Source organism: Mycobacteroides franklinii, assembly GCF_001853795.1.
Classification (GTDB): domain Bacteria; phylum Actinomycetota; class Actinomycetes; order Mycobacteriales; family Mycobacteriaceae; genus Mycobacterium; species Mycobacterium franklinii.
The window spans coordinates 1-21,743 of the sequence record NZ_MLIK01000018.1 but is presented as its reverse complement, the minus strand read 5'-3'; the positions used below and the strand labels follow the sequence as shown (position 1 = coordinate 21,743).

The 21,743-nt window shown below is 59.6% G+C and carries 20 protein-coding genes and 1 tRNA gene; 5 read left to right on the top strand and 16 right to left on the bottom strand.

Annotated features, from left to right (window positions below):
- Nucleotides 1-49: 49 nt before the first annotated feature.
- The 6 genes from BKG76_RS07205 to BKG76_RS07180 all read right to left on the bottom strand — a co-directional run bounded on the left by BKG76_RS07205 (nt 50) and on the right by BKG76_RS07180 (nt 4,357).
- Entirely contained in the window at nt 50-973 is a 924-nt protein-coding gene (locus BKG76_RS07205; protein ID WP_070937036.1) for an LppU/SCO3897 family protein, read from the bottom strand.
- A 72-nt stretch (nt 974-1,045) separates the two neighbouring features.
- Nucleotides 1,046-1,876: an SCO1664 family protein gene (locus BKG76_RS07200; protein ID WP_070937035.1), complete on the bottom strand. Its 831-nt coding sequence runs from the start codon at nt 1,874-1,876 to the stop codon at nt 1,046-1,048.
- Nucleotides 1,860-2,447 carry a DUF3090 domain-containing protein gene (locus tag BKG76_RS07195; protein WP_070937034.1) on the bottom strand — a complete coding sequence of 196 codons (588 nt, stop codon included), beginning with the start codon at nt 2,445-2,447 and terminating at the stop codon, nt 1,860-1,862. The genes BKG76_RS07200 and BKG76_RS07195 overlap by 17 nt, the downstream gene beginning before the upstream one ends.
- Before the next feature lie 19 nt (nt 2,448-2,466).
- Nucleotides 2,467-3,159 (bottom strand): histidine phosphatase family protein, encoded by a 693-nt coding sequence (locus BKG76_RS07190; protein ID WP_070937032.1) that lies wholly within the window; start codon nt 3,157-3,159, stop codon nt 2,467-2,469.
- Complete coding sequence (locus tag BKG76_RS07185; protein WP_070937030.1) at nt 3,156-3,986, bottom strand: undecaprenyl-diphosphate phosphatase; 831 nt, start codon at nt 3,984-3,986, stop codon at nt 3,156-3,158. Before BKG76_RS07185 ends, BKG76_RS07190 begins: the two co-directional genes overlap by 4 nt.
- 56 nt (nt 3,987-4,042) lie before the next feature.
- On the bottom strand, nt 4,043-4,357 hold the full coding sequence (locus BKG76_RS07180; protein ID WP_070937028.1) for a hypothetical protein: 315 nt from the start codon (nt 4,355-4,357) through the stop codon (nt 4,043-4,045).
- Nucleotides 4,358-4,446: 89 nt separating this feature from the next.
- Here BKG76_RS07180 and BKG76_RS07175 point away from each other — a divergent pair, with 89 nt between their 5' ends.
- Genes BKG76_RS07175 through BKG76_RS07165 form a run of 3 tightly spaced genes read left to right on the top strand, consistent with a single transcriptional unit; the run spans nt 4,447 to nt 6,832 of the window.
- On the top strand, nt 4,447-5,514 hold the full coding sequence (locus BKG76_RS07175; RefSeq protein WP_083337959.1) for a YncE family protein: 1,068 nt from the start codon (nt 4,447-4,449) through the stop codon (nt 5,512-5,514).
- A complete protein-coding gene (locus BKG76_RS07170) occupies nt 5,511-5,771 on the top strand; it encodes a DUF5703 family protein (protein ID WP_070937026.1) in 261 nt (86 codons plus the stop codon). Before BKG76_RS07175 ends, BKG76_RS07170 begins: the two co-directional genes overlap by 4 nt.
- Nucleotides 5,771-6,832 carry a quinone-dependent dihydroorotate dehydrogenase gene (locus BKG76_RS07165; protein ID WP_070937025.1) on the top strand — a complete coding sequence of 354 codons (1,062 nt, stop codon included), beginning with the start codon at nt 5,771-5,773 and terminating at the stop codon, nt 6,830-6,832. Before BKG76_RS07170 ends, BKG76_RS07165 begins: the two co-directional genes overlap by 1 nt.
- A gap of 13 nt (nt 6,833-6,845) precedes the next feature.
- Here the strand turns inward: BKG76_RS07165 and BKG76_RS07160 are convergent, their stop codons facing one another.
- Together BKG76_RS07160 and BKG76_RS07155 are read right to left on the bottom strand one after the other, a co-directional pair.
- The gene (locus BKG76_RS07160) at nt 6,846-7,367 is read right to left on the bottom strand and encodes a YbhB/YbcL family Raf kinase inhibitor-like protein (protein WP_070937023.1); all 522 of its coding nucleotides are present in this window, start codon (nt 7,365-7,367) and stop codon (nt 6,846-6,848) included.
- A 21-nt stretch (nt 7,368-7,388) separates the two neighbouring features.
- A complete protein-coding gene (locus BKG76_RS07155; protein WP_207543756.1) occupies nt 7,389-8,717 on the bottom strand; it encodes a M20/M25/M40 family metallo-hydrolase in 1,329 nt (442 codons plus the stop codon).
- A gap of 136 nt (nt 8,718-8,853) precedes the next feature.
- Between BKG76_RS07155 and BKG76_RS07150 the strand changes: the two genes are divergently transcribed.
- A tRNA-Leu gene (locus BKG76_RS07150) sits at nt 8,854-8,939 on the top strand.
- A gap of 576 nt (nt 8,940-9,515) precedes the next feature.
- Here BKG76_RS07150 and BKG76_RS07145 read toward each other — a convergent pair.
- The 8 genes from BKG76_RS07145 to BKG76_RS07110 all read right to left on the bottom strand — a co-directional run bounded on the left by BKG76_RS07145 (nt 9,516) and on the right by BKG76_RS07110 (nt 19,829).
- On the bottom strand, nt 9,516-9,827 hold the full coding sequence (locus BKG76_RS07145) for a hypothetical protein (protein WP_070937019.1): 312 nt from the start codon (nt 9,825-9,827) through the stop codon (nt 9,516-9,518).
- Between the two features lie 287 nt (nt 9,828-10,114).
- On the bottom strand, nt 10,115-11,476 hold the full coding sequence (locus BKG76_RS07140; protein ID WP_070937018.1) for a flavin monoamine oxidase family protein: 1,362 nt from the start codon (nt 11,474-11,476) through the stop codon (nt 10,115-10,117).
- 757 nt (nt 11,477-12,233) lie between these two features.
- Nucleotides 12,234-13,844 (bottom strand): GMC oxidoreductase, encoded by a 1,611-nt coding sequence (locus BKG76_RS07135; RefSeq protein WP_070937016.1) that lies wholly within the window; start codon nt 13,842-13,844, stop codon nt 12,234-12,236.
- Nucleotides 13,845-13,881: 37 nt separating this feature from the next.
- Entirely contained in the window at nt 13,882-14,931 is a 1,050-nt protein-coding gene (locus tag BKG76_RS07130; RefSeq protein WP_236737544.1) for an alkane 1-monooxygenase, read from the bottom strand.
- Between the two features lie 1,135 nt (nt 14,932-16,066).
- Nucleotides 16,067-17,419, bottom strand: a complete 1,353-nt coding sequence (gene gdhA, locus BKG76_RS07125; protein ID WP_070937014.1) for an NADP-specific glutamate dehydrogenase — start codon at nt 17,417-17,419, stop codon at nt 16,067-16,069.
- An 832-nt stretch (nt 17,420-18,251) separates the two neighbouring features.
- Nucleotides 18,252-18,548 (bottom strand): hypothetical protein, encoded by a 297-nt coding sequence (locus tag BKG76_RS07120; protein ID WP_070937137.1) that lies wholly within the window; start codon nt 18,546-18,548, stop codon nt 18,252-18,254.
- Between the two features lie 27 nt (nt 18,549-18,575).
- Nucleotides 18,576-18,929: a heme-binding protein gene (locus tag BKG76_RS07115; RefSeq protein ID WP_070937013.1), complete on the bottom strand. Its 354-nt coding sequence runs from the start codon at nt 18,927-18,929 to the stop codon at nt 18,576-18,578.
- Between the two features lie 138 nt (nt 18,930-19,067).
- Nucleotides 19,068-19,829, bottom strand: a complete 762-nt coding sequence (locus tag BKG76_RS07110) for a YoaK family protein (RefSeq protein WP_070937136.1) — start codon at nt 19,827-19,829, stop codon at nt 19,068-19,070.
- A gap of 1,757 nt (nt 19,830-21,586) precedes the next feature.
- Here BKG76_RS07110 and BKG76_RS24290 point away from each other — a divergent pair.
- On the top strand, nt 21,587-21,743 hold a 157-nt coding region (locus BKG76_RS24290), incomplete at its 3' end, for an FAD-dependent oxidoreductase (RefSeq protein ID WP_131815802.1).

Genomic DNA, 21,743 nt, shown 5'->3' with positions numbered 1-21,743 from the left:
CCTGGTGGGAAGCGATTTCCCTAGAGTCGACTAATCCCAGATTTCAAGATCACGGCGCGAATTCGCCCGTACAGATCGCCATGGGCGGATCCGGGAACGCGAAGGAATGAACAACACCGGGCTTGCCCTTGCATTGCGCCGCTTCCTTCGTCCCCTGGATCACGAACAACACGGGGAAAGCCTTCGGTGACTGGCAGGAATCGGCCGCCACGAACACGGTGCTTCCCATCACCACGGCCGTCTGATAGCAGGAGCCGACCCGCAGTTGCGGGGCAATGCAGTAGGAGAAATCACCAGCGGTAAACCCCGTGTACGTCGCCCGGCATTTGCCGCCCGGAACCACTTCGATCACGCGCCATGCCGCCTTGGGGTCGGTACACGCCACCGCCTTGTAGTCCGAGGGGGCAGCCAGCGCGATGCAGTCACCGACGGCGGCCACCTGCCCGGCAGCCTTGGGCGGACCCGTCGGTGCCGGAGGCGGGACGGGCATCTGCGGCGAAATCGGCGCGGCGGGCGGCTGCACGGTCGGTGTCAGATATGTGGGCGCGCCACTGGCTGTCGGCAATTCGGGGTTCGCATACGACACCGTGGTGCTGGTCGGCGAGCTGGCCGACTGCCTCGGATCGCTATCCCTGCTCATGATCAGCACCAGGACCAACGCCAGCACGACGACGACAGCCCCCGCGATCGAGGCGATCAGAATCCACGGTTTGGACTGTTTCTGCTGCCCGTAGGGGGCCTGCCCAGGAAGCCCCGGATACATCGGCGGGACCGGATAGCCCTGCGGGACTCCGTCGTACAGACGGCCGATCGAATCATCCGGGTAGTCCGCGGGCGCGTGGCCGAACTGCTGCTGCGCATATCCGAACTGGTCCGGCGGCGGCGCTGCCTGCCAGTGGTCCTGAGTCGGCTGCTCGGGGGCACCCCACTGTCCGGCTCCCCCGTACTGGTACGGGTCGTTCGGTCCTGTCATGTCTGCACCCCCGCTAACCCGATCCGCACCGACGCGGTGCGCGCTTTGCCGACCAGGCTAGACGATCGGCAATCAAAAGGCGGGCCACGGTATGGGCCTGTTGCGATCGGGCATCGGCATCACCGGTTCGTCCAGCATCATCGCAGCGCGTTGGCGCAATGCGGTCACTTCGTCCACAGTGACGTGGGCCGCCAGGGCAGCACCGAATTCCCCGCGCAATGCCTCCTCGAGGTGAACCACATCGGCGAGTAGCTCGGGTTCGACGGGCTTGCCTGCCCAACCCCACAGGACGGTCCGCAGCTTGCCCTCGGCGTGCAGGCAGATGCCGTGATCGACGCCGTAGACGCCGCCCTCGGCGCCCCGCAAGATGTGACCGCCCTTGCGGTCGGCGTTGTTCACCAAGGTGTCGAACACCGCCATCCGGCGCAGCAGCGCGTCATCGGCGTGCACCAACACGATTTCGGCACCATCGGCATCCAGCGCCCGCAAGATCGGCAGGTAACCCGGGGGCAGGGCATCGGGCAGACAGATGTCGACCAGGTCCGGAACACCGTCGGGCAACTCCGGCTCGTGGATCCACCGCTGCACCATGCCAACCCCGGCCGGGCCGTCGCGAAATGCCGTGTACGGCACCACATTCCAGCCCAATTCGGCCGAGATCAGATATGCCGCCACCTCGCGGCCGGCCAGGGTGCCGTCCGGGAAGTCCCAGAGCGGCTGCTCCCCCCGGACCGGTTTGTAGACACAGTGCACGCTGTCTCCCGACTCGGCCTGCGTCTCGCACAGAAACGTGGCGTTACTCGCCGATCGGATGCGCCCGATGACGGTGAGCTCACCCTCACGGATCGCAACGTGATCCTCGGCGCCGCCGCTGGGACCCAAGTCGTCAGGACTCGGTGTCATCTGCCGCCCCGGGCACCGTTCCGCGGCGGTAGCCATTGGTACGCACGCAGATGTGTCCGGCCGGATCGAGCGGCTCCTCGCACAGTGGGCACGGGGGCCGGCCCGCGGAAACCACCCTGGTGGAGCGGGTTGCGAACTGTCGCGCCGCTTCCAGCGACAGGAACACCCGAACGGCGTCCGGGCCGTCCTCGGAGTCGTCCAGCACCACCGAGGCATCAAATTCCTGCTCGCTGACGGCAAGCAGTTCGACAACCACCGAATTGGCCTCGGCGTCCCAGCCCAGTCCCATGGTCCCGACCCGGAACTCCGCGTCCACGGGCATCACCAGTGGGTTGAGGTCATCAACCACCTCCGGCTCCGGCGGAATCGGGGTTCCGAATCGGCGATGAACCTCCGAGAGCAGCGTTCCGATGCGTTCGGCGAGCACCGACACCTGTTGCTTCTCCAGCATCACGCTGACGATCCGGGTTTCGTGGACAGCCTGCAGGTAGAACGTACGGTTCCCCGGCTCCCCGACTGTTCCGGCGACGAAACGGTCCGGGCTGCGGAATACGTGAATCGATCGCGGCATGATGCCTCCAAAAATACCGCTAGTCGGTGGTACCGCCGACTGTCGCGTCGGAAGCACCCCCGGCGGGCTTCTCGGGCGGCCGGGCGCTCAGCGCGCTGGACAGGTCTGGGCCGGTGTGGTTCATGTGCACGACGAAGGGCCGCAGCTCGGTGTAGCGCACCACACTCATCGATGCCGGATCGGCCACGATGCGCTGGAAGGCGTCCAGGTGGGTGCCGAGCGCATCGGCCAACACCGACTTGATGACATCTCCGTGAGTACAAGCCACCCAGACGCAGTCACCACCATGTTCCTCGGACAGCGTGCGATCGTGCTCGCGCACGGCAGCCACCGCCCGCGCCTGAACCTCCGCGAGGCCCTCCCCGTCCGGGAACCGCGCCGCGCTGGGCTGCTGCTGGACGACCTTCCACAGAGGTTCGGACAGCAACTCGGCGATCTGACGGCCCGTCCACTGCCCGTAGTCCACTTCCGCGAGCCGATCCTCGACGATCGGTGTCAGGTTCAACGCCGCCGCCAACGGAGCCACGGTCTGCTCGCACCGCAGCAGCGGCGATGTGACGATCGCCTGGACCGTCACCGCGCCGAGGCGCTCGACCACGCCACGGGCCTGGATCTGCCCCTTCTCGTCGAGCTCGACACCGGGGCTTCGGCCGGCCAGGGTGTGGGCGACATTCGAGGTGGATCGGCCATGGCGCAACAGGACTACCGTCATGACGCGCTCACCACGCCGGTAGCCAGCAGGCCCATCACCGTCAGACCCAGGACCACGCGGTACCCCACGAACCAGTACATGCTGTGGTTACTGATGAACCTCAGTAACCAGGCGACGGCCGCATAGCCGATGACGAATGCGATCAGTGTGGCCACCAGCAGCTGCGGGCCCGTCGCGCTCATGCCCTCGGTGACCGGATGGAAGGCGTCGGGTAGCGAGAACAGACCAGAAGCCAGCACCGCGGGGATCGCCAGCAGAAATCCGAATCGGGCGGAGGCGGCACGATCCAGCCCGAGGAACAACCCCGCGCTAATGGTGGCGCCCGACCGGGACACGCCCGGAATGAGCGCCAAAGCCTGTGCACTGCCCACAATCACAGCGTCCTTCATGGTCAGTTGTTCGGTGTGGCGCACCTGACGCCCGTAGTACTCGGCGGCAGCGATGACCAGCGCGAAGATAACTAGAGAGGCCGAGATCAACCACAAATTCCTTGCACCGGAACGGATTTGATCTTTGAACGCCAGACCCAGAATCCCGATGGGCAGGGTGCCGACAATGACGTACCAACCCATCCAGTAGTCAAAGTTTCTGTGCGCCTTGACGAACAGCCCGTCAAACCAGGCACGAAGGATGCGCCAAATATCCTTGGCGAAATAGAGCAACACCGCCGCCTCGGTACCCAGTTGACTGACCGCGGTGAAGGACGCACCGGCATCCTCGTGGAAGAACACCCGCGACACGATGGCCAGGTGACCCGACGACGAGACCGGCAGGAACTCGGTTAGCCCCTGGACCACCGCCAGCACGATCACTTGCAACCAGGACATTGCCGCTGCTGCCGAATCCACGACAGCGACCGTACTGGACGCGCCGGCAGATCGCCCTAGCCGGCCAGCAGCCGGGCGAGCCGGCTGGTGCTCACCGGCTGCGCGTCGGCAACCAGATCGCGAACGGCGGCAACAATGCTGCGTTCATCGGTGACGTCGATATCGGTGATCGGCCGGGTTCCCACCGCCACCACATCGCTGTAGTCGGGAACCAGCTCGGTAAGGAAGGCTCGGTAGATCTCGACACGCAGCAACGAGTCCTCGATGCGGAAAGCGAAGCTACGACCATCGCCTACCTCACCAAACCCATTCGCGTGCACGCCCGTTACCAGGACCTCAACGGTGAAGACCGGACTGTCGGCAAGCGTCATGGTCCTTACGATAGCCCTCAGCTACCGATTGCTAGCACCGAACGCGCCGAGAAAGTCATCTCCTGCTCGGCAATCCCAGGTCAATTGCGATGATGGACACGATGAACCGTTTACGGGGCCGCGATGTGCGCGGTATAAGGGGCACAGTCGTCGCGCTAGCAGCCGTCATGGCGGTGGTCTCGGGCGCCTCATCGGGGTGCTCATCCGGCAGCGATAGCGAAAATTCCACCGATCCGCGCGTCATCACCCCGGCCTCGGCGGCACAGTCTCCTCCGGTGACGACAGTTCCGGCCGGGGCAGTGCACCGATTCGCCGGCTCAGCCGGCACCGTGTTGTTCGACACCTCCACCCGCGGGGTGTCGATTCTGACCCATGACGGCCACACAGTGACGCTGCTCACGTCGGAGAACCTCGATGTGCCACGTCACACGGTCGCGCTGCCCTCGCCGGCCACCGCGGCCATCGACGACGGGCGCGGCACGCTGTATCTGTCCACGAAGGGTGGCTACTACACCCTCGATATCGCCTCCGGGCGCGCCGACAAGGTCAACATCTCGGGCCATGAACAGATCGAATTCTCGGCCATCGCCCGTCGCACGGACGGCCGAATCGTGTTGGGAGGCGGCGACGGAACCGTCTTCACCCTCGACGCCCAGAACCAGGTCACCGCGCACGCCACAGGTTTCGCCCATGTTGATTCCCTTGCCTACCAAGGTAATACCGTCGCCGTGCTGGATCGTGCGCAAAGCTCGGTGACCACGCTGACGAACGCGGGCGACGGCACCGCACACGCGTTGCGGGCCGGCGACGGCGCCACCACCATGCTCGCCGACGACAAGGGGCGTCTACTGGTGGCCGATACCCGCGGCGGCGCCCTGCTGGTCTTCGGGCTCGCGGATTCACTCATCCTGCGCCAGCGTTACCCCGTACCCGCGGCCCCGTACGGGCTCACGTACTCGACCACGCTGATCTGGGTGTCACAGACGGCGTCAAACACAGTTATTGGCTACGATTTGTCTACCGGCATCCCCGAGGAAAGGGCACGATTCGCAACTGTGCGGCAACCTAATTCACTGGTCAGCGACGGATCCACGTTGTTTGTGGCGTCCGGCGCGGGTGACGGGATACAGGCGATCGACATCAGGGGCATCGGATGAGCCGCGCCGCGCGCAGTAGCTTTCCGGCGGGCTGGGAAAGCGAATCCGATGACGACTACGACTATTACCCGTTGCGGCTGCCACCGGAAATCACCCGGATCACGGCGTCGCTACGGTTGTCGATTCAGGCCGAGTTCGGCGGCTGGGAACTCACCCGGGTCCGGCTCTACACCGATGGCAGTCGCCGGATTCTGTTGCGCCGCAAGAAGTTACGCGGCGCCATGGCCGGCGCTCCGATGACGGCGCCGGTGTTGTGATGCTGTACACCATCCTGCTGCGGCTGCTCTTCCTGGTGCCGCCCGAACGCGTGCACACCCTGACCTTCGCGGTGCTGCGCGCCGCTGCCGCCTTCGCACCGACCCGGTGGCTGATCGATCGGCTGTGCGCCCCGACCGATCCCATCTTGGCCAGCGAAGTATTCGGGGTGCCCTTCCCCGCTCCCCTGGGACTGGCCGCCGGATTCGACAAGAACGGGGAAGGCCTGAAGGTGTGGGGCCCACTGGGATTCGGCTATGCCGAGGTGGGCACGGTGACGGCCATCGCCCAACCCGGTAACCCGAAACCCCGGCTGTTCCGGCTCAAGGCCGACCGCGGCCTGCTCAACCGGATGGGCTTCAACAACCACGGCGCGGCGGCGCTAGCACCCCGGCTGGCGACACGCAAGGTCACGGTGCCCATCGGGGCCAACATCGGCAAGTCGAAGATCGTCGAAGCTGCCTTCGCCTCGTCGGACTACCGGGTGAGCGCCCGGCTGGTGGGGCCCACCGCCGACTTCTTGGTCGTCAACGTGAGCTCCCCCAACACCCCCGGGCTACGCGATCTGCAAGCCATCGGGGAACTACGCAAGATCCTCTCCGCGGTTTTGGAGGAGACCACCGCGCCGGTGCTGGTGAAGATCGCCCCGGATCTCTCCGACGCCGATATCGACGAGATCGCGGATTTGGCAGCAGAACTCGGCCTTGCGGGCATCGTCGCCACCAATACCACCATCAGCCGCGCCGGATTGAAGACGCCGGAGGTGGCAGACCTAGGCGCGGGAGGGGTTTCCGGAGCGCCGGTGGCCGCACGCTCGCTTGAGGTGCTGCAACGGCTGTACCGCCGGGTGGGAGATCGCCTGGTGCTCATCAGCGTCGGCGGCATCGAGGACGCCGACGACGCCTGGGCACGGATCACCGCCGGGGCATCACTGCTGCAGGGTTACACCGGCTTCATCTATCGGGGTGGCTTCTACGCCAAACGAATTCACGACGGCATCGCCCAGCGGCTGCGTGCGAACGGATTCCGCAGCCTTCAGGAAGCCGTCGGCACGGCCTCCTGAAGGCGCGAACACCTCAGTGCTGCTCGTAGGTGCCGACGATGACGGCGCGGGCGATCGCATGCCCGAGCAGGTTGAAATTCAGGAATGCCGGAGTGGCGTTTTCAGGAATCTCCAGCTTGGGGACGTCGACAGCATGCGCGGCGATGTAGTAGCGGTGTGGGCCGTGCCCGGCCGGCGGGGCGGCGCCGAGGAAGCGCTTGAGGCTGGCGTCATTGGCCAAGGTGATTGCGTCACCGGGCAATCCACTGCCATCTCCGACTCCCGCGGGCAGCTGCGTCGTCGTCGCGGGCAGGTTCACCACCGCCCAGTGCCAGAAACCCGAAACGGTCGGCGCATCCGGGTCATACACCGTGACGGCGAAGCTCTGGGTCTCCTCCGGGAATCCGGACCAGCTGAGCTCGGGTGATTCGTCCTGGCCGCCGGCACCGAAGATTCCGCTGACCTGAGCATTCGCGAGTGGCTGTCCATCGGTGACACTCTCGGAGGTCAGGGTGAAGGTCGGCAGCGGTGGCAGGGCATCGTACGGAGAGGGCATGGAGATCCTTTCGGGGCGTGATCAGTGATTGAGCAGGAAATGCTGGAGAACCTTGGTGCCGAACGTCAACGCGTCGACCGGCACCCGCTCGTCCACGCCATGGAACAGCGAGGCGAAATCGAGCTCCGGCGGCAACTTGAGCGGCGCGAAGCCGAAGCAACGAATACCCAATCGGGCGAACGCTTTTGCGTCGGTGCCGCCGGAAAGCATGTACGGCACCGTGCGCGCCTCGGGATCGAATTCGAGTACCGCGGCGTTCATCGCGTCGACCAGATCGCCGTCGAACGTGGTCTCGTAGGCCGGGAGCAGCTGCACCCATTCCCGTTCGACATCGGGTCCGATGATCTCGTCGACCTCACGCTCGAAGGCCGCCAACCGGCCGGGCAGCACGCGACAGTCGATGACAGCCTCGGCGGTCGCCGGAATGACGTTGGCCTTGTATCCGGCCTTGAGCATGGTGGGGTTGGCGGTATCGCGCAGGGTGGCACCGACAATCTTGCCGATCGAGCCCAGCTTGGCGACCGTGCCTTCCAAATCCGGTGAGTCCGCGTCGAAGTCGTAGCCCGTCTCCTCGGCCACCGCGGTCAGGAATTGGGTGACCGCCTCGGTCAAGACCAGCGGGAACTTGTGCCGGCCCAGCTTGGCGACGGCTTCGGCGACGGCGGTGACCGCGTTGTCCTCATGCACCATCGAGCCGTGACCGGCCCGGGCCTTGGCGGTCAGTCTCATCCAGGCGATGCCCTTCTCCGCCGTCTCGAGCAGATACAGGCGCCGTTCTCCGCCCTCCTTGCGGGGCACGGTGAGCGAGAAACCACCCACCTCACCGATCGCCTCGGTGACACCCTCGAACAGGTCGGGCCGGTTGTCCACGAGCCACTGAGAGCCCCACTTGCCGCCGTTCTCCTCGTCGGAGACGAACGCCCAGACGAGATCGCGCGGCGGGACCGTCCCCGATCTCTTGAAGTACCGGGCGATGGCGACCATCATGCCGACCATGTCCTTCATGTCGACGGCGCCGCGGCCCCACACGTAGCCGTCGGTGACCGCCCCCGAGAAAGGATGCACGCTCCAGTCGGCAGCCTCGGCGGGAACTACATCCAGATGGCCGTGGATGAGCAGGGCACCGCGATCGACGTTCGCCCCGGGCAGCCGCGCGAACAGATTTCCACGCCCGGGCGCACCCGCCTCGACGTACTCACAGGTGTATCCGACCTCCTCCAGCTGCTGCTGGATCCACCGCGCGCATTCGGCTTCGCCCTTGGTGGTCTCCAGCTCTCCGGTGTTGGAGGTATCGAAACGGATCAGCGTGCTGACCAGATCGACGACCTCGTCCTCGGGCGCCGGTTTCACAGAAGTCACAACTACCTTTCCTACCATCGTCGGTCGCGACGCACCGGGCTCCGATGACCGGTTTGGGCTCTGAGCGGGGTTTCCGCTAGCCTATGACGGCGGCCACGGGTCATCAGACCCAGCATGGTTGAGCAATGTCCGAGTGGCGGAATGGCAGACGCGCTAGCTTGAGGTGCTAGTGCCCTATTAACGGGCGTGGGGGTTCAAGTCCCCCCTCGGACACAAGACTGAGGCGAGCGAAGTGAACGCTCGCGTTCATTTCCGAGCCGATGGAGTGTGTTGAGCGGCGAAGCCGCGATCACACCAACCTGCGACACGACTCAGGTCGGCAGTCGCCGTGACTCGCTGCTTAAGCGAGTCGTAATCGAGACGCAGGCCCAGGCTTGCGTAAAACCTCAGCACGTTCTGCCCCAGTTGCCTCCCCAAGTACCGCCGCCAACCCACCCAGCTCCTCGGTCATTCACAGATCTGTGCGGTGGACATGACGGAGGGTTGCTTGACGCGCCTTCAGTTCGTCACGCTCGGCGATACGACGACGCAACACAGCGGTCAACCCGTACCGAATTCTCGTTTCGAGAAGGGCCACAATGGAATACACCATCGATGAAACCACATGTGACTATTGGCTCTGGAACAGTTCCGATCGGATGACTTCCGATTCATTCAATCTCCATCCCGCCAAATTAAACGAGCGATCTGGCTGCCTCGTCCCCGCCAGGCTGGAGCGTGCTCCATCATTGAATTCACACCACGATGACCGTGCTCTCGACTTACTCGTGTCTAGGTTGTGCTGCGTGTTCAGCAGCTCAGTGTGACGCGCGCGACCTTGCTGTCCATGGTCGGCGCCGACGTCGGTTTGTTTTTCGCGTCCCGTGCCGGCTGCACATCACCGACCGGTGACCCCTGAGTGACCGACTGAACAGTGCAGTTGCTCAGATCACCGCTGCCGACCTTAGAGACGATCACTCGGTATCCGTTGGATTGCAAGTCGTTGATGACAGCGTTGGCGTCGCCAGATCCAGATGGTGCGGCGAGCGCGACACTCGCCCCGCCCAGCGACGCGCCGATCACGCCAGCTGAGGCAATGCCTGCAAATAGCAACTTATTCACCTTTTTGCTCCTCGCACTCCGCTTCTTACACTGGCCCGTTACAGGGGTGTCTTGTAGGTCGCACCAACGACCGCCACCCGGACCGCATTATCTTTACTAACCGCACCTGTCCAAGTCCGCTACTCGCTCAATCCCGACGGTCATCGCGGCCTCGGCAACCTGTTCGTCGCTTCCTTCGCCGCAGCGGCGGCGTCTCGTTCGAACGAACGAGATACAAACTTCCAATCTTCACGATATTCGAATTTTGTTAATGCCTTCGCGAATCTTCGTTCACCTAAACTAATAAGTTACCCGACATTACGGAACTCCGCGATTAAGGCCCGCGCCGACGTAATTCCAGACTCGATAGCCCCATCGACAACGACACCGTTCCAACCGCTGGCGTAGTCTGCTCCCGCAAACCTGAGACGTGTACCAGAGTGCTGAAACACGCTCCAGCCGTTGAAAAACTGGCCAGACCTCAAAGTCGCCCAGGTCTGTCCAGACCAACTGTCAGCGACCCAATCATGACCCGTACAACCTGTCACCGTTAGATCACGCCGCCAAACGTCAACTGCGTTCTGCACGGAAGCCGTATCATTCAACGATATCGCGTTGTGATCAGAACCGAAACCGACCAGGATTGTGGCATCTTCGTCATCAAGGAACTTCTCGCTTCGCATCAGCGATATCGGGTTGTTTCCCGGGGCACCCGCGATAATGGCATGCCGCCCTTTTACTTTGATCCAAACCTTAAACCCTACTGAGTTCGTTCCTTCACTAAGAACTCGCCTCTGCCTCGCAGACAGGTCGGGGGAAAACTTAAGATTCCTCAAGGCGCCGATTGGAGCGGTAACTATCACAGCATCGGCCGACTGCCTGAAACCATTCGCAAGGGTGACACGTACGCCCGCGTCACTATGTTCAACACCGCTCACAGCCGTCTTGAGGTGAACCGGACACCGCAGGTCAGCCGCAATTGAATCGTAAAGTCCCCGCATCCCGCGAACCAGTTTGAAACGCATTGTTTGCTCATCCATGAGCGCGCTCCGATGATCGCTCAAAGCCGCCCAGTGCTTAGCCATCAACGGCGAAGCCGATGCGGTGGGCCCCTGATACCCAGCCGACCAGTACGAATCAGCTAGATCTATCTGCTCCTGACTGAACTCACCATTGCGCAAGCAATCCAGGACACTACCGTTGTCCGCTTCAAGGAAGCGCGCACGTAGGTCTGCATCAGTTGATTCATCGTTCAAGATCGCAAACGGATCGTGAGGGTAAGGAAAAAACTCTCGTGATCCCTCAAAAATCTTATCTTGCAGAGGAGTTAACGCATCGTCGAGGTCACGCTCAGTGCCTTCAAACAGCTGCTCACCGCTCAACCAATATGCCCAATCAACATCCGGGCTTGGGTAGATTTCCTGCCCATAACGTGTGATTTCCGTCCATACGAAGGGCTGCATCCAATGCACCCAGGTAGCACCCATTTCCAGCGCAAGTCCACCTAGCCGTTCGTCGGTCCAGGCTCTTCCACCGATCCGGTCGCGAGCTTCAAAGATAGTGACGTCGAACCCTGCCGCCTCCAACTCGCGAGCAGCGACTAAACCCGCAAAGCCAGCGCCAACCACAATGACGGAACGAGACGGGGAACGATCTAAAGATTTCTGCATTGGCTACCGCCTGGATTAGAGGTCAAACTTACTACAGTATCTAGGATCTGCCCTCGCCAGCGTACCGCGTTAATCGCTACAAGGTCATACCGAACTCCGAGTCCGAGACTAATCCCACGAGTGCCAACCATAGTGAAGAAGAACACTAATGAGAGCGCGTTCGAGTTCCCTGCTTCGCAGTCGACTACTACTCAACAATACCTGTCTCGCTTGCAGGCTCGCCGCCGCCGAGCGCATGATGTGACTCAATTCCAGACAGCCATGAAGGACCCCAAGAGAACTGCCAACAACTACGCGCACCAATAATCTGACATTACCGACAGGTGGTGAGACCGATAGCAAGACCCTCAATGCACTCGGCGCCGCCACCAAGTGCAACCAGCACACACTGACTCCGGCAGCGCTCAAACCTGCCATATTACCAATGATAACCGATAGCATGGGGCACACCTGACCGCGATCGCCAACGGGACAATTGACCGCAAAGGTGACAGGAGCCGCATGGTGGGACGGTAAACGCCTCGGAGAAAATGAATTTCAAATCCATCCATATCGACGCGACTCGAAAGATCTTCACGCGGTTAAATTGTAGGAGAATCGCAGTAACGTCGAGCATGAAGAACGCCCCGGATAGCGACATTTAATGGAATGATCCGTCACCACGCACTCGCTATCGGCTGATCATTTCCATCAACATCAGTCCACAGTATTTTGAATCTCAGGTGTGCGCGGTGAACCGATGATCTCACATGGCCCGTTAAGCGGCCGTAATATCTGACAGTACCCGCTCAATATTGCGTTCAGCGAGCGCTGCGATCGTCAGGAATGGATTTACGCCCAGATATCCGGGGATTAGTGAGGCATCATTAACGTAAAGTCGGCGATACCCCTTGACACGCCCGTTTTCATCGGTTGCATGTGCTCGTACGCATCCACCCAGCGGGTGGACGGTATTGGCCCGGTAGGGGCTCCCCTCAAATAGATCGTCTCGGTAGTCAACCCGGTTACCGTGGACTACCTTGTTGAAGGTGGTTCTTGCGCGATCCCAGAGATGGTCGGTGTATGCCTGGGGCCATCGTATGGAGATCTCGTCATTGCCGATGTCGTAGGTAATATCGCTACGGTCTTCAGTTCGTGTCATTGCGTAGTAGGCAAGCGCATGCGTTTCCACCGGCAGTGGTATCGAGAATATATTTGCGTACAATGGATCGGCTGGGTCATTTCGGTTGTCGAGACTGATCATTCCCATCAACGATTGCTGCGTACCAGCAGGATCTCTGGCCGATAGGTTGTGAGAGACCATTATATCGCCGTTGTTACCGTAGTCCTGCCCAATCTCTTCACCCAGATTTTGCAGGTCTCCGGTCTCGCGAGCGCGTAGTAGTAATTTGACTGTACCAAGGACTCCGGCAGCCAGAAATAGGCTCCGGCAGCTAATTTCCGTTGTCGATAGTTCAGTTCCCCATCGATCAATCTGGCGGATAGTGACGACATATTCGTCCGCTGATTCTTGTCGAATACTGACTGCCTCGGTCAACGGCCGTAGCGTGACATGTCCTGTCTGCAACGCTGCGGCAATATAGGTCCGGTCAACGCTGCCGAATCTGCCAAAGTTATTACCGTACTGTTGTTCTAGCGCCAAGGCTGAGCGTGGAACTATTCCGGCCGCCTCACGCTGCATGTAACCAAAAGAATAGGAGCTACCATTGTAGTCGATATCAAACCCAGCGGCACCTGCATATCTACGGCCAACCCGGGCATACTGAAACCAGGGAGTTTTCTCGAACCAGCCAGTCGGTCGGTAGTTTATTCGGAGCATTGATTTGGCGCGTTCAAGATATGTTCGGCGGAATTCCACGGGGTCTATATCAGGAAAAGCCGCGCGTACTTGATTGAATGTCGGTATCGCCGCTATTCCGGCGTTAATGAGCGAGCCTCCGCCTACTGCAATTCCCCGAAAGACGTCGTGTGCACCGTGCGTTTCTTTCGCGCAGATGCCTGCCTGCAATGGTTGTTTTGCGATTCCAGGTAATTTGTTAAGTGAGATGCCGTTGTACGAGGGCACAAGCGACGGCGCACCGGAAGCGAACCAGCTGCTACGGCTATCGACTGGAAGTACTGGAGTGAATCGACGTCCGTCCGAGTCCGGCGTGTCCCACAAACGCCCCTTCTCCAGGACGAGAGTATCAATTCCTGCCTGGCCCAATCTTAGCGCCGAAACACCTCCGCCGTAACCGGTGCCAACGACAATTGCTGTGTAATGCTGTCGATCGTGCCGGCGCCGATCGCCCAACGTGTTATAGGCAGCGAACGACAACGCCCCTGCTGCGGCTGCGCCGAAAAGCTGACGCCGGGATACCAATGTCATGACAAACCTCGATCATGAGTACCTGGCACGGGCTTTTTCATTCGTGAGTCCTTGTGCGGTTGAAGCGAGTATTACGGGCGGCCAAGGTTAGATCACCGCCGTAGTGGTCACTTACCCTGGGATCCATGACTCGACGCCACAATGGTGGGACCAATGCCAAGAGGATCATTCCCGCGTAGCCCGTCGGTAACTGCGGAGCTTCATCGTGATGTAGTAGCGTCTGATAGCGCCGGACCGGATGTGCGTGATGGTCTGAGTGTCGCTGTAGGTGGAACAATAGAATGTTGGACACGACATTGTTGCTATTCCAGCTGTGAGCCGGGCGCACACGCTCATATCTACCATTTGGTCGCAGACTCCGACGCAAGCCATAGTGCTCAAGATAGTTTACAACCTCCAGCAGGCTAAACCCTATGACAGCCTGAGCAGCCATGTAGGGCAGTACGACTCTGCCGAACCAAATACCTAGGGTTGTAAATAATACGAGACTCATAAGCCACCCCGACAGAACGTCATTTTTCAATGACCATATGCGGTAGCCAGTTTTGCGCAGTCGCTCTGCCTCGAGCTTGCAGGCCGACCGGACGCCGCCAATCACAGAGCGCGGAATGAATTGGAATACGCTCTCACCCAGTAGCGAGCTGGCCGGGTCTTCGGGCGTGGCGACACGTACGTGATGGCCGCGATTATGCTCGACATAAAAGTGTCCATACCCCGTCTGCATAAGCGCGACCCTGCTCAAAACCCTTTCGACGCGCTCACGTCTGTGCCCCAATTCATGTGCGGTATTGATCGCAATTCCGCCAACGATGCCCAGTGTCACGGTTAAGCCACACTTATCTAGCAGGCTCATTGTCTGCCAGCCACCGCCACTAAGTAGCCAGCACGCCAGAACCAGCGAAAGCAGCTGACCGGGGAGGTAAGCAAACGTTGCCCAGCGGTAGTACTTATCGTTCTGCAGCGACTTTAGCGCGGACTCTGGCGCATTTGCCGAGTCTGCGCCGACAACCCAATCCAACACAGGAATAATGCCGAAAACAAGGATTACGCCCCACCACCAAAAGAGAGTCCATTCCGTTACTTTCACCAGAATCCACGACCATGGCACAAGGACCGGTATCACGAGCCCTAACAACCAGGCGTGGCGCTTAGGGTCACGCCAATGCCGCGTAGAACCAATGGAAATGCCGATCTTAGAGTTAGCCGAGATTGTAGCAGCGCCCCTCTGACTGGGCAGATTGGCACACACATGTGCAACACGAAAAGCCATCATAAACCCCTCTACAGTTAGAACTGCCGACCCGGGTTCGACGGTACAGCAAACTTATATACGTCGCGCACCAAACTTCTGTGCAATGTGCCACGATTCGATGCTTTCACGCAGAAGGTCACGGGAACTTTCCTGCATCGTGCTCACGACGGCACTGAGTCACAGCCAAAGCTGAACGCAACATTCGACGATGGCAAATCTAGAGGAGATCAGTTTCCATCTTGCTGATATGCAGATAGCTTGATGATTATTGATGCTGACCAGCATATATACACATATATGATCATAATAATAGGTTAACTGTGTACATCTTACTTTTGAATATTGAAATATTCAGCAAGTATTTATTCGGCTTAGCTTACGGAGGGCGTTCAACCTACCTTGGACGGGTTACGTGTATCGCACGTAGCGCCACCTGGGTCGTATGGGCAAGATTGATTCGCTGGGCGCGCGATCAGATTTTCAGGATTGAGCTGTCTAGCAAGGTATGGGCTGAGAGCCGAGCGCACACTACATGTTGCATCCCTGCTGGGACTCACACGCAATTCAGCTACTATCGGTTTGAAGCTCTGCTGCCAGAGGCCTTGCAAGATAAGCGGTAGCTGAGACTCCAGACGGCGTAGTCAACTCAGACTGATCGACCGCTACACGAGGAATGTGCGTCCGGCAACGGGACACTTCTCCATGAAGGTTTCAGCGAAGTGCGCGGTCGCCGTCGGACAACAGCACCCATCAGGCTCCTGCGCTTTAACCTGCTCCTCCTCGATACGGCTGGCCCTGATTGCCGTAGACACACCGAGGCCCATCTCGATCATGGGGTTTCAACTGGGTGACACGGTCCCACCCGAGCCTCCACCAACGCAGCGTCAGCAAAACCTATTTGGACACGCATCCCTGTCGATAGACACTAGAGCTTAAGGCCGCACAAAGGGTTACATGGCACGCTTTAGCGTCAGATGACGCCGAGGGCGACCATCGCATCGGCCACCCGGGTGTATCCGGCGAGGTTGGCGCCGGTCACGTAGTTTCCGGGGTCCCCGTAGTGGTCGGCGGTTTCGACACAAGTGGTGTGGATGGACCGCATGATCGACCGCAGCCGGGTCTCGGTCTGCTCGAAAGACCACGAGTCGCGGCTCGCGTTCTGTTGCATTTCCAGCGCACTGGTCGCCACCCCGCCGGCATTCGACGCCTTGCCCGGCGCATAGAGCACGCCCGCGTCCTGGAAGTACTTCACCGCTTCGGGGGTGCACGGCATGTTGGCACCCTCGGCGACGAGTTGCACACCGTTTTCGATGAGCTTGCGGGCATCCTTGCCGTCGAGTTCGTTCTGCGTGGCGCACGGCAACGCGACCTGGCAGGGCACGTCCCAGAGGCTCCCGTCGGTGACCTGACGCGCTCCCCCGCCGTGCTCCTCGACATACTCCGAAAGTCGGCCCCTGCGAACCTCCTTGATCTCCTTGAGGAGTTCGAGATTCAGACCGCGTTCGTCGACGATGTACCCCTCGCTGTCCGAACAGGCGATAACGGTCGCGCCCAGCTGCTGCGCCTTCTCCACCGCATAGATTGCGACGTTGCCCGCGCCGGAGACCACGACTGTCTTCCCGTCCAGCGACTGCGCGCGCGTCGCGAGCATCTCCTGGGCGAAGAGCACGACACCGTATCCGGTGGCTTCGGTACGTACCTGGGATCCGCCCCATGGCAAGCCCTTACCCGTCAACACCCCGGATTCGTAGCGATTGGTGATGCGCTTGTACTGCCCGAAGAGATACCCGATCTCGCGCTGCCCCACGCCGATATCACCGGCGGGTACGTCGGTGTACTCGCCGATGTGCCGGTACAGCTCGGTCATGAAGGACTGACAGAAGCGCATGATCTCGGCGTCCGAACGGCCCTTGGGGTCAAAGTCGGATCCGCCCTTGCCGCCGCCGATCGGGAGTCCGGTGAGCGCGTTCTTGAACATCTGCTCGAAGCCGAGGAACTTCACGATCGACAGGCTCACGCTCGGATGGAAGCGCAGACCGCCCTTGTACGGCCCCAGCGCGGAGTTGAACTCCACCCGGTAACCACGATTGATCTCGACGGCGCCGTCGTCCTTGATCCACGGGACACGAAAGATGATCTGCCGCTCTGGTTCACAGATCCGTTCCAGGATCGACCAGCGGTCGTAGTCGGGCGTACTGCCAACCAGAGGAGTCAGACTGGCCATCACCTCCAGGACGGCCTGATGAAATTCCGCCTCCCCCGGGTTACGTGCGAGAACGGTCTCAAAACGTGGCTGGAAGACGGGATGCAAAGCCTCTGGCATACCTACAAATATTACGCAGCTCCACACGATTCTGGAGTGCTCCGTACGTCACATATTCATGCCTTTCCGCCGACCGTTGGAACGACGCACCACCTATGTGGTCAGGATGACATTGCCCAAAACCCTTAGCTGCCAGGGTTTTCCGGGTTACATTCCGTTGCCTGATGCGCTAGCCCGGTGACGTACGAAATTACAGAGGACCATTTTCGAAATGCTGAACACCAAGGAAATTCCATGAATTCTGTTGTCAGATAACATAATCAGCACGGCGCCACCAACGGCGAAGAGTATGGCCCTCATAGGCGTTCACAACCGCGCAGTCTTGAGTCAACGCCGTCTAGCCTAGGCACCGCTCCGCCGAAGCGCGTGGGAGTCCGCCTAATCTCGACCAGACTCTCCAGGCCGGAGTTGAGTGCGACTTAAACAACACCTCTCTCCGCTTCCAAACCAAGCCTAGTGTTCCAGCACCAATGACTGTCAGCGGCGGTTGGCAGCGTCGGCGGCACATGGTTGGCGCCAACGCCCAATTAACAGCCCAGTTCAAACCGAACTAGGTCTCGCGCATCCACCAGTCCAGCAGAACTCCTGTTCGATGAAGCTCGGAGTCAGTTCAACATCGTAGATATGTCCGAACTATCAGATGAGCGTCCTTCTGCCTATCTCATCTGATATCAACCATAAATATCGACGGGTACTGAAGCTCAAGTGTCAGGGCCACAGCTGACTCGCGATTTGCAGGCCTTGCTCCTGCGTAAGCCAGTACCCTGGCCCAGAATATATGGACCCGATCCACGTCTTTGTCTTTCCTGCTCACCCGTTGGGACGCATTGGTTCACCTGCATTGCACTCCCGGGTTGTTGCAGTGCGCTCCGACGCCACCGCTATTTTGGCCACCACCGATATTTTGAGGCTGGCCGTTGATCTGTTGGGAATCGGGCGTATAAATGTTCATTGCGTCGTTTCCGGTAAGGGACTCGACCTCGTCATCCCAGGGGTCCGCGCTGTAGGTAACAGTAGGCCCCTTTCCGTTCTTATTTTTTGCGCAGTCCGCGAGGTTCACACCAACGGTGGCGGTCACGCCGAAGAAGGCAAATATCAGTACCCGCGCGAAGGCGGACTGTGTACACATCGTGATCGCACCCACTTCCTTCTGAATTTAATCGATGTGACTTAAGTCAACACCGCAACGCTCCTTGAAGTCCGTCACTGGCTGCCGGATGCCATCGAGATCAGCCTTTACGTCGGGGTTCGCCGCCATGTATCGGTCAATCGCGGAGCGTATTTCGCTTCTCGATTTGCCCTTGAAGCCGTTGAAGAACTCATTTACCTCCGGATGCGTGTGGAGATAGACCGACTCCGAGGCCGCTACACCAGAGACCACGCCCAGCAGATCCGCTGGCGTACAACTGGGGGGATCCTCTGCTGCGGCTATCGGCGCGCCGAGGGCGGATATACCCACGGCGGCGAGGGAAATTCCTGTATAAACCACAAATCTTGGTACGGACGACATGCCTACTCCTATTCGTGAATAATAGACCACACATTTGGCGATAATGCCTTACATAGCGAATGATTGGCCCATTGGTATTCGCTGTAGAAAATGATATTTATGGCGACGATCTAGCAGCTCTTGAACCCTTGACTTAACCTATCCAAGGATATTTTTCCTGTCAGAATAGAAGAATGTCACGAGCGTTGTCGCACCACAGATCAATGCAGCTATTAATATCATGTAAGGCCCGCTATAGAGAGAGGCGACCACGCCTCCAGCAGCTGCCCCTAAAACAAACGATCCGTAAAGTAACGCGTATCCCAACCATTCGTAAATGGACCCGTTCCCGCAAAGGTGACGCTCGATGCCTTGGCCGAGCTTCACGACCGTGCCCGTAACGTAGCTCAACGGAATAGCAGTCTCGCCATTCTTCACAAAAGACGTGTTAAGCGCACCGATAGAAAACGCTAGTAAGAGAATAGGCGCAAAATGTACCTCTAAATTCGCATGTAAACCACGATCATGAATAAAGTCGATCGTAGCCGCAGCAAAAAGACCGAAGGTCGTCAGTGCAGTCGCCCCATGCGGGTGGCTTCTCCAGAATTTTCGGCGGCAATAAGAAGCAACGATGACTCCGAGTAAAAATGCACCTATCATCGAGATCGCAGCTACCGGCCCAGCGCCCGCAACTCGCTGCCCATCGGACACTTCAAACCAAGCCAAAACAGCGCGCTCGGTGTTGCCTGTCATAAAAGTCACAAAGTATCCCGCGCTGTGCAGGAAGGCGACTGCACCTAGCATCCCAGCCAGCCCCGCCAAAAGCCAAGAAAGTCGGGCCTCGCTGCCGATTGCGGCCGTGCGGACTGCAACAGACTGCCCGGCATCTGATGACGTCTCAGCGCCGTTTTCCATCCCCATGAGCCCCGCCTCGTCTCTCAAAAGAGCGTCTGAACGCCCGTTCAATTCATTATCTCCAAGTTGGGAGTTATCGATGTCGCCGAAATCAGCTGCTAGTCAACCTGACTGCACCTGACCTCCAGACTACCCTACGGGGGTAGGGGCAAGCGAGGTAGGGGACAGTTACGTGACGCCTCACACATCACAAGAAGAAGGCCCGAAAGACATCCGGGAGAGTGATTTCGACAGGTCGGTTGCCAGCCCCATTTGCTCACCGGTGCTATCGCGATCTATCCCGAAGAGCTCGATGTTCCGCGAACGGCCGGGCTCCGTGCCGGCTCATAATGCCAAAGGGCTCAACCGCGACGGGCGTCTCGAGGCGATGTCAATCTACTCGCTACCAACCAGATTGCGCAGGAACTGGCCGCCGCAAGGGTGACCTTGGGCCTCTTCGCGCTGCATCTTATCGTGGTCAATTTCAAAGTTTTCGAGAAGCAACCGATGAGAGATCCCCCGGTATAAGAAATGCTATATTGTCCAGGGCAACAAGTACTTTCGCACATATTGACTCTTCCCGATTCACCCACCTTGATGCTAGGGCGTGAACAGTGGAGACAGGTCAGCTCTTTCATGGCAGCAACCGCTTGTAGAATCAGCGTCGATACTATTCGTCGGATGCCACGGCTCTGATCGGCTGGCGCACAAATAATTTGGGTACCCACGCCTTCAATTGAGCCTAGCCTAGGTGGAATTCAGCCTAGCTGCCAAAGTCGATGATGGTAAGCATGACTCAGCCGACTTGAAACTGGGAGCACTGCACTGGCCCCAGTACCAGAACAAACACAGAGTTGGACCGGCAGCAACGGCTCTCTTCCGCGCGTTGGCTTGTATCGAGCTTTGCCTACCCTGGCAGAGAAATTGAGGCCTAGTCGCAACGATGCGAGCACGCCGGCCGATTGGCGGAGTCCCCTGGTTCAAACACGCTCGGAGCGAAGCTAATCGGTGCCGATTCCACCGACACCAAGCGCCTGGAGACGGATCTGCCACCCGTCACCGTGCCTGATCGACAGAGCGATCAATCGCGAAACTTCGCGGCACAGTACTATTAGCCGACGCTCTCGTAGCGATAGGCAGTCGCTTGTCGCAGTCGCGACATGGCCGTACTCGCCCATCACGCGCATCAGCACGACCGACCTTGCATACCTATCGAAGACACTTGCCGTCCACTCGAGGTGTTGCGAACATCTCAGCCGCCGCCCTGCCTAGTTGTGTCTTGAACAACGAAAGCCAAGAGAGACCAAGTGGTTCACCGGTGCGCACCTACACAGAATGATTCCTCGAATCGCTACCAAATTTTGCGGGAACTACCGCCCCCGTCATGATCGAAGATCTTGACGGCGCAGCTAGGAAACGGTCGGTACAGAACGTCGCATCGACAGCAGGACACGCTGGTTTCGGCGGAATGTCGGTACGACAGTATCTGCGGGGTTCGACATAGCGAGACCAAACTTCAGCGCCGAACGGACGCGCCGGATGGATGTGTCCTCCAAAAACACTCAACGGCAACGGACTAGCCAACCGACTCGCTTTCATTACTGTGTCTGTCGTCATACACGATCCCTCACCCCATGCGATATGATGACCGTACCCTTACCCCCATGCGGTATAATTGCTGTATCAGAACTCGCTGAAATGTGGGGATGCATGGGGCTTTAGATCGGCTATGGAACGGCTTGCATGCGGCCGATGCAATCAACTCGTAAGAGAAAGTTGTTGGAATGGATGCAGACCAGTTAAGAGCCCCCACTTACGATCTCGTCGTCATCGGTTCCGGCCCCGGAGGCCAGAAGGCCGCTATTGCCGCGGCCAAGCTGGGTAAGTCGGTGGCGGTCGTCGAACGCGACAACATGCTCGGTGGTGTCTGCACCAACACCG